The 8,218-nt window shown below is 74.7% G+C and carries 1 protein-coding gene; it reads left to right on the forward strand.

What is annotated here, in order from left to right:
• Positions 1 to 694: 694 nt before the first annotated feature.
• On the forward strand, positions 695 to 8,218 hold a 7,524-nt coding region (locus ABGB06_RS34165), incomplete at its 3' end, for an SDR family NAD(P)-dependent oxidoreductase (protein ID WP_347597593.1).

Below are 8,218 nucleotides of genomic sequence, written 5' to 3' on the forward strand. Positions count from 1 at the left end.
GCCACGCTCCCTAAATAAGGACGGCGGGAGGTCGATGCACATACAGCCGCCCCGAGAAAAGTGATTGCCCAACAGCCCGAACGATGCCCTGGCTAGATGTCTGTAGGGAGCGCGATTCGGAGCCGCCCGCTCCGGCCGGCAAGAGTGGACAAGACGTTGTCTCCCCGTGGTCCCGTGGTCCGCCCGTGGCGAGCGGCGTGTGATGAGCCCTGGTCAAGGGCCCTGGTCGCGCCCTGCCGTGCCCCTGTCCTGAGGGTGAACCGGCCGGGTGGTCTGCCGGTGACGCTAGGGGATGAAAGTGCCGCTGGATATGCGCACTTCTGCGTAGTCGGGTCGGCGGGAACGGCGCGAGGATCAAGATTGACAAGGCGAGAGCTATCGCGCAGACTCACGTCTGATTTCACTACCGAAGTCTCAGGGCGAGCGGTCGGGATTCGACCGCTTGGGGGAAACAGAATAGTGACGGGTCATCAGCCGAGCGTGTTCACCGGAATTCCGGTGGCGCGTGTTTGTCTCCCCTTCACTGATCGGGCGTGATTCGCCGCGGGCCTCCCCCACGAAGTCGTCTTCCGCTGGCTTGCAGAGATCATCGGTCGAGTGGCGCGTCGAAGTGGGGAAGATCGTGTCTGGTGAGAACGGCCACAGCGAGGGAACGGGCGGCCGGGCCGCCCTCCGTAGCCTTTCGGTTCCGTGGGTGCTGTCCGGGGAGACCGCGGCGGCCCTGCGCAGCCAGGGCCGCCGGCTGCTCAGGCACCTCTCCGACGGCCCGGCGGGGACGGCGTCCCTCGCGGATCTGGGTCTCTCGCTGGCCACCTCCCGCCCCCGGCTGCCATGGCGGTCGGTCCTCCTGGCCCAGACCCACGAGGAGTTCACCGCCGAGCTGACCGCTCTGGCCGAGGGCCGCCGCAGCGCCGGCCAGGTGGGCCCGACCCCCGGCACGCGGGCACGCACCGTGTTCGTCTTCCCCGGGCAGGGTTCGCAGTGGGCCGGCATGACGGCCGATCTGCTGGACGCCTCGCCGGTGTTCCGGGCCGTCGTCGACGACTGCGAGCGGGCGCTGGCCCCCTACGTGGACTGGTCCCTGACGGAGGTGCTGCGCGACACCCCCGGCGCGCCGGGCCTGGACCGCGACGACGTCGTGCAGCCCGCCCTGTTCGCGGTCATGGTCGGCCTCGCCGAGCTGTGGCGCGCGTTCGGCGTCGAGCCCTCCGCGGTGGTCGGGCACAGCATCGGCGAGGTCCCCGCGGCCGTCGTGGCGGGCGGACTCTCCCTGGCGGACGGCGCCCGCGCGATGGCGCTGCGGGGCAGGGCGCAGGCCAGGCTCGCCGGAGAGGGCGCGATGATCTCGGTGCCGCTGCCGGAGGCATCGGTGGTACCGCTGCTGGATCGCTGGCCCGGGCGGCTGACGCTCGCGGCGCGCAACGGGCCCCGGTCCGTCGTCCTCTCCGGCGACCGGGACATCGTCGATGGCCTGCTGGCGGAGCTCACCGCCGAGGGTGTCAGGGCCAGGCGCGTCCCGGTCGATCTGGCGGCCCACTCCCGGCACATCGAACGACTGCGGGAGGAACTGCTCACCGTTCTGGCGCCCCTGAGGCCGCGCGCCGGTTCGGTGCCGTTCCACTCCACCGTGACGGGTGGGCCGCTGGACACCCGTTCCCTGGACGCCGACTACTGGTACCGCAACCTCCGGGAGACCATCGCGTTCGAGCCGGTCATCCGCGCCCTGCGGGACCACGACAGCTTCATCGAGATCAGCCCCCACCCCGTGCTGACCATGCCCCTGGGGCAGATCCTGGACGACACGGACTCGGCGGCGGTCGTGGTGGGGTCACTGCGCCGCGGCGAGGACGGCCCACGCCGTTTCCTCACGTCGCTCGCCGAGCTGTACGCGGCCGGCGCCGAGGTCGACTGGCGCCCGGCGTTTCCCGGCACCGCCTCCGTGGTCGACCTGCCCCCGCCAGCCGGGCCGGACGAGGACCACGAGGACGATCCGGCTCCCGGTCCGTCGGGCCGGATCGAGGACCACGACACCGCGTCCCTCATGGAGCTGGTGCTCTCCGAGACGTCCCTGGTCCTCGGGCGCGCCAGGAGCGACCTCGACCCCGCGGGGACGTTCAGGGACTTCGGAGCCGACTCGGCGGCCGCCCTGGAGCTGCGCAACCGGCTGGTCGCCGCCACCGGTCTGCGGCTCCCGGCCACCCTGCTGTTCGACCATCCCTCGCCGGAGGGCCTCGTGGCCCGCCTCAGGGCCGGTCTGAGCGGCACCGAACCGGCCCTGGCGCCCTCGACCCGGCGGGGCCGGGTGACCGACGACGAGCCCCTGGCGATCGTCTCCATGGCCTGCCGCTACCCGGGCGGGGTGGCCTCCCCCGAGGACCTGTGGCGGCTGCTTATGGCGGAGGGGCCGGAAGCGGACGCCATCGGTCCCTTCCCCGACAACCGGGGCTGGCCGTCCGGCGCGCCCGCGGCGGACGCGGGGGGCGGGTACCCGCGCGCCGGTGGCTTCCTGTACGACGCCGACCGGTTCGACGCCGAGTTCTTCGGCATCAGCCCGCGCGAGGCCGCGGCCATGGAGCCGCAGCAGCGGCTGGTGCTGGAGGTCACGTGGGAGGCGATCGAGCGGGCCGGCATCGACCCGGCCACGCTGCGCGGCAGCCACACCGGGACGTACGTGGGCGTGATGGCGCAGGAATACGGACCACGACTGCACGAGGCCGACGACGCGGCTGGCGGACACCTGCTCACCGGCAGCGCCACCGGCGTGGTGTCCGGTCGGGTGGCCTACACCCTCGGCCTGGAGGGGCCGGCGATCACCGTGGACACGGCCTGCTCCTCCTCCCTGGTGGCCCTGCACCTCGCGAGCCAGGCACTGCGCCAGGGCGAATGCGACCTCGCCCTCGCCGGCGGCGTGACCGTCATGACGTCCCCCGAGCTCTTCATCGAGTTCTGCCGGCAGCGCGGTCTCGCGGCGGACGGGCGCTGCCGTTCCTTCGACGACTCAGCCAACGGTACGGCGTGGGGTGAGGGTGTCGGGGTGGTGGTCCTGGAACGCCTCTCCGACGCCCAACGCAACCACCACCCCGTCCTCGCCATCATCCGCGGCTCCGCCATCAACCAGGACGGCGCCAGCAACGGACTCTCCGCACCCAGCGGCCCCGCCCAACAACGCGTCATCCACCAAGCACTCACCAACGCCGGCCTCACCCCCACCGACATCGACGCCGTCGAAGCCCACGGCACCGGCACCACCCTCGGCGACCCCATCGAAGCCCACGCACTCCTCGCCACCTACGGCCAACAACGCACCCCCCACAACCCCCTCCACCTCGGCTCACTCAAATCCAACATCGGCCACACCCAAGCCGCCGCCGGCGTCGGCGGCGTCATCAAAATGGTCCAAGCCCTCCACCACGCCACCCTCCCCAAAACCCTCCACATCACCACCCCCTCCACCCACATCGACTGGACCACCGGCCACATCCAACTCCTCACCCACACCACCCCCTGGCCGGACACCGGACGCGAACGCCGCGCCGCCATCTCCTCCTTCGGCATCAGCGGCACCAACGCCCACCTCATCCTCGAACAACCCCCCACCCCCACCCACCCACCAACCCACCCACGGCCATCACAGGAGCCCGCCGTCGTCCCCTGGGTCGTCTCCGCCCGGGGCACCACCGCGCTGCGCGCCCAGGCCGGCAGGCTGCGCCCCCTGGCCACGGCCGCCGGCCCGGAGATCGGCCCCGCCCACCTCGACCTCGCCCGCTCCCTGGCCACCACCCGCTCCGCGCTCGCCGACCGCGCCGTCGTCCTCGGCTCCGCCGGCGCCGAACTGCTCACCGGCCTGGCCGCGCTCGAACGCGGCGAACCGGCGCCGAACCTGGTGACCGGTTCGGTGAACGGCGCGGGCACGACGGCGTTCCTCTTCGCCGGCCAGGGCGGCCAACGCCCGGGCCTGGGCGGCGAGCTGTACGCGGCGTACCCGGCCTACGCGGCGGCGTTCGATGCCGTCTGCGAGCGGATGGATCCCCACCTGGACGTCCCGCTGAAGGAGCTGGTGCTCGCCCGCGAGGGCACGGAGCGGGCCGCGCTGCTGGACCAGACCCGGTACGCCCAGCCCGCCCTGTTCGCCGTGGAGGTGGCGCTGTTCCGGCTGCTGGAGCACCACGGAACCCGCCCGAACCACCTCATCGGCCACTCCGTCGGCGAACTGGCCGCGGCCCACGTCGCGGGCGTCCTCACCCTCGACGACGCCTGCGCGCTGGTGGCGGCCCGCGGGAGGCTGGTGCAGTCCGTGACCGCGGCCGGCGCGATGACCGCGATCCAGGCCACCGAGGACGAGGTGACGCCCACCCTGGAGGGCCGGACGGGGCGGGCGGTCATCGCCGCCGTCAACGGGCCGGACGCCGTCGTGGTGTCCGGCGACGAGCGGGCCGTGGCCGAGGTGGAAGCGCACTGGCGGGACGCCGGCCGGCGGACGAGGCGGCTGCGCGTCAGCCACGCCTTCCACTCGCCGCACCTGGACGGCATTCTCGACGAGTTCCACGAGGTGGCGGCCGGAATCAGCTACGGTGCCCCGGCCCTGCCGATCGTCTCCGGCGTCACGGGCCGGCGGGCCCCCGCCGAGGAACTGGCCGAACCGCGGTACTGGGTGCGGCAGCTGCGGGAGGCGGTCCGCTTCCACGACGGCGTCCGCCTCCTGGCGGACTCGGGCGTCACCACCTGGTTGGAACTCGGCCCCGGCGGCGAACTCGCCACCCTGGTGCGCACGACCCTGGCCGGACGGGACGGCGCGCGAGGCATCGCCGTGGCGCCGCTGCTGCGCAGGGGCCAGGACGAGGCCCGCACCGTCGCGGCGGCGCTGGCACGGGCGTACGTCAACGGAACCGCCGTCGACTGGTCCGGGCTGGTCCCCGGCGGCCGGACCGTCGCGCTGCCCACCTACGCCTTCCAGCGCCGCCGTTACTGGCTCGACACGCCCGCGGCGGCCGACGCCGCCGGACTGGGCCTGGCGCCCTCGGGCCATCCCCTGCTGGCCGGCATGACCAGCCTCGCCGGCGAGGACGGCCTGCTGCTCACCGGCCGCCTCTCGCTCCAGACGCACCCGTGGCTGGCCGACCACGCGATCGCCGGCACGGTGCTGCTGCCCGGCGCCGCCCTGGCCGAACTCGTGGTGGCCGCCGGCGGCCGGCTCGGCTGTGAGCTGCTGCGAGAGGTCGTCCTGGAGGCGCCGCTGCTCGTTCCCGAGACAGGTGGCGTGCGGCTCCAGGTGACCGTCGGCGCCCCCGACGACACCGGCGCGCGCCCCGTCACCGTCCACTCCCTCCCGGAGGCCGACGGGTCGGGGCTCCGGCGGGACGGAGAGGACGACCGGTGGAGCCGCCACGCCTCGGGCCTGCTCGCCCCGGCCGTCGCCGCTCCGCCCGCGGCCCCGCCGGCCGAGTGGCCCTCGCCGGGGGCCCACCCGCTGGCGGTCGACGATCTCTACGAGCGTCTGGCCGACATCGGCTACGACTACGGACCCGCGTTCCAGGGTCTCGGCCGCGTCTGGCAGCAGGGGCAGGAGCGGTTCGCGGAGGTGTCGCTCCCCGAGGACTGGCACGCCGACGCCTCCCGGTACGCCCTGCACCCCGCCCTGCTCGACGCCGCCCTTCACCCGCTCCTGGTGGACGCGGCGGCCGGAGACGGACTCCGCCTGCCCTTCTCCTTCGGGGGCGTCACCGTGCACGCCACGGGCGCCACGTCCCTGCGGGTCCGGTGGACGCCGACGGGCTCGGACAGCGCCACCCTGACCGCCACGGAGCCCGGCGGGCAGCCGGTGCTGACCGTGGAGTCCGTGGTGCTGCGGCGGCTGCCCGCCGACCGGATCGCCGCGTACGCGGCGGCCACCGCCGCACACCAAGGACTGTGCCACCCCGACTGGCAGCCGGTGCCGGCCGCCGACACCACCGAGGAACCCGGGGCCGGCCGGTGGGCCGTGCTGGCCGGCACCCCGGAACTGGCCGACACGCTCGCCGAGGGCGGCGCGGCCGTCGACAGCTACCCGGACGCCGACGCCCTCGGCGCCGCGCTGGACGCCGGCCGGCCGGTTCCCGACACCTTGGCTCTCGTGCCGGCGACCACCGGCGGACACCGGGCCGAGCCGGCGGCGGCCCACGCCGCCGCCCGGCAGGCGCTGGCCCTCGCCCAGCGCTGCCTGGCCGACGAACGCCTGGCAGGGGCCCGCGTCCTGCTGGTCACCCGCCGGGCGGTGGCGGTTCTCCCCCACGAGGACGTACCCGACCTGGCGGGCGCCGCCGCGCGAGGGCTTCTGCTCACCGCCCAGAACGAACATCCCGGCCGGTTCGCCCTGTTGGACACCGACACCGACACCGACGGAGGCGGCGGTCCTGACCTGCTGGCGGCCGCCCGCGCCGCGTTCGCCGACCAGCAGCCACTGGCCCTCCGCGACGGGCGCCTGTACGCGCCACGCCTGCTCCCCACCCCACCCCCGACGACACCGGACGGCATCCCCGCGCTCTCCGCCGACGGCACCGTACTCATCACCGGCGGAACCGGCGGCCTGGGCAGCGCGCTCGCCCGCCACCTGGTCGCCCGGCACGGCGTGCGGCATCTGCTGCTCACCAGCCGCCGGGGCGAGGCAGCCGACGGCGCGGCGAGTCTCGCCGCCGAGTTGGCCGCGGCCGGCGCCCGCGTCACCATCGCCGCCTGCGACGTCGCCGACCGGGACGCGCTGGCCGCGCTGCTCACCGCCATCCCGGACCGTCACCCGCTGACGGGCGTGATCCACACCGCGGGAGTCCTGGACGACGCCACCCTGCGGAACCTGACGCCGGACAGCCTCGACGCGGTGCTCCGCCCGAAGGCCGACGCCGCCTGGCACCTGCACGACCTCACCCGCGACCTCCCGCTGACCGCCTTCGTGCTGTTCTCCTCCATGGCCGCCGTGCTGGGCAACCCCGGCCAGGCCAACTACGCCGCCGCCAACTCCTTCCTCGACGCCCTGGCACACCATCGCCGCGCCCGGGGGCTGCCGGCCGTCTCCCTCGCGTGGGGCCTCTGGGAGATCCACTCCGGCATGGCCGACGCGCTGACCAGGACCGACCTGGCGCGGTGGGCGCGCAGGGGGGTGCTGCCGTTGCCGTCGGAGCGCGGCCTGGAGCTGTTCGACGCGGCCCTGGCCTCGGGCCGTCCGATGCTGGTGCCGGCCGAATGGGACCTGCCCGCGCTCCGCGACCCCGAACGCGCCGCGTCGGCGCCCGCTCTGCTGCGCTCCCTGGTCCGCCCCGCGCGCCGCCGCACGGCCGCCCCGGCCGGCGCCGACGCGTCCGCCTGGGCCCGGCGCACCGCCGGCCTGCCCCCGGCCGAACGCCGCCGCGCCGCCGACGGGCTGGTGCGCGGCGCCGTCGCCACCGTCCTGGCGCTGGACGGTCCCGCGGCCGTCGCCGAGAGCACGGCGTTCAAGGACCTGGGCTTCGACTCCCTGACGGCGCTGGAACTGCGCGACCGCATCCAGACCGCCACCGGCGTCCGGCTGCCGGCCACCGCCGTCTTCGACCACCCCACCCCGACCGCCCTGACCGGCCGGCTGCTGGCCGAACTCGCCCGGGAGAACGGCGCCTCCGGCGCGTCCGCCGAGGCCGGCGCCCGCGGACCCGCCGCAGGGGTCGCGGACGATCCCGTCGTCATCGTCGGCATGGCCTGCCGCTACCCCGGCGGCGTCCGCTCACCGCGGGACCTGTGGAACCTGGTCCACGCCGGCACCGACGCGATCGGCCCCTTCCCCGGCAACCGGGGCTGGAACATCGAGGAACTCTACGATCCCGAGCCGGGCCGCCCGGGCCGGGTCTACACCCGGCACGGTGGCTTCCTGTACGACGCCGACCGGTTCGACGCCGAGTTCTTCGGCATCAGCCCCAGGGAAGCCAGCGAGATGGACCCGCAGCAGCGGCTGCTCCTCGAGACCAGCTGGGAGGCCGTCGAGCACGCCGCCATCGACCCCACCGCGCTGCGCGCCACCCGCACCGGGGTGTTCGCCGGTGTCATGTACAGCGACTACACCCCGCGGCTGCACACCGGCAGCGCCACCGGCGTGGTGTCCGGTCGGGTGGCCTACACCCTCGGCCTGGAGGGGCCGGCGATCACCGTGGACACGGCCTGCTCCTCCTCCCTGGTGGCCCTGCACCTCGCGAGCCAGGCACTGCGCCAGGGCGAATGC

It is taken from the genome of Streptomyces sp. B6B3 (genome assembly GCF_039871525.1).
In the GTDB taxonomy this organism is placed as follows: Bacteria; Actinomycetota; Actinomycetes; order Streptomycetales; family Streptomycetaceae; genus Streptomyces.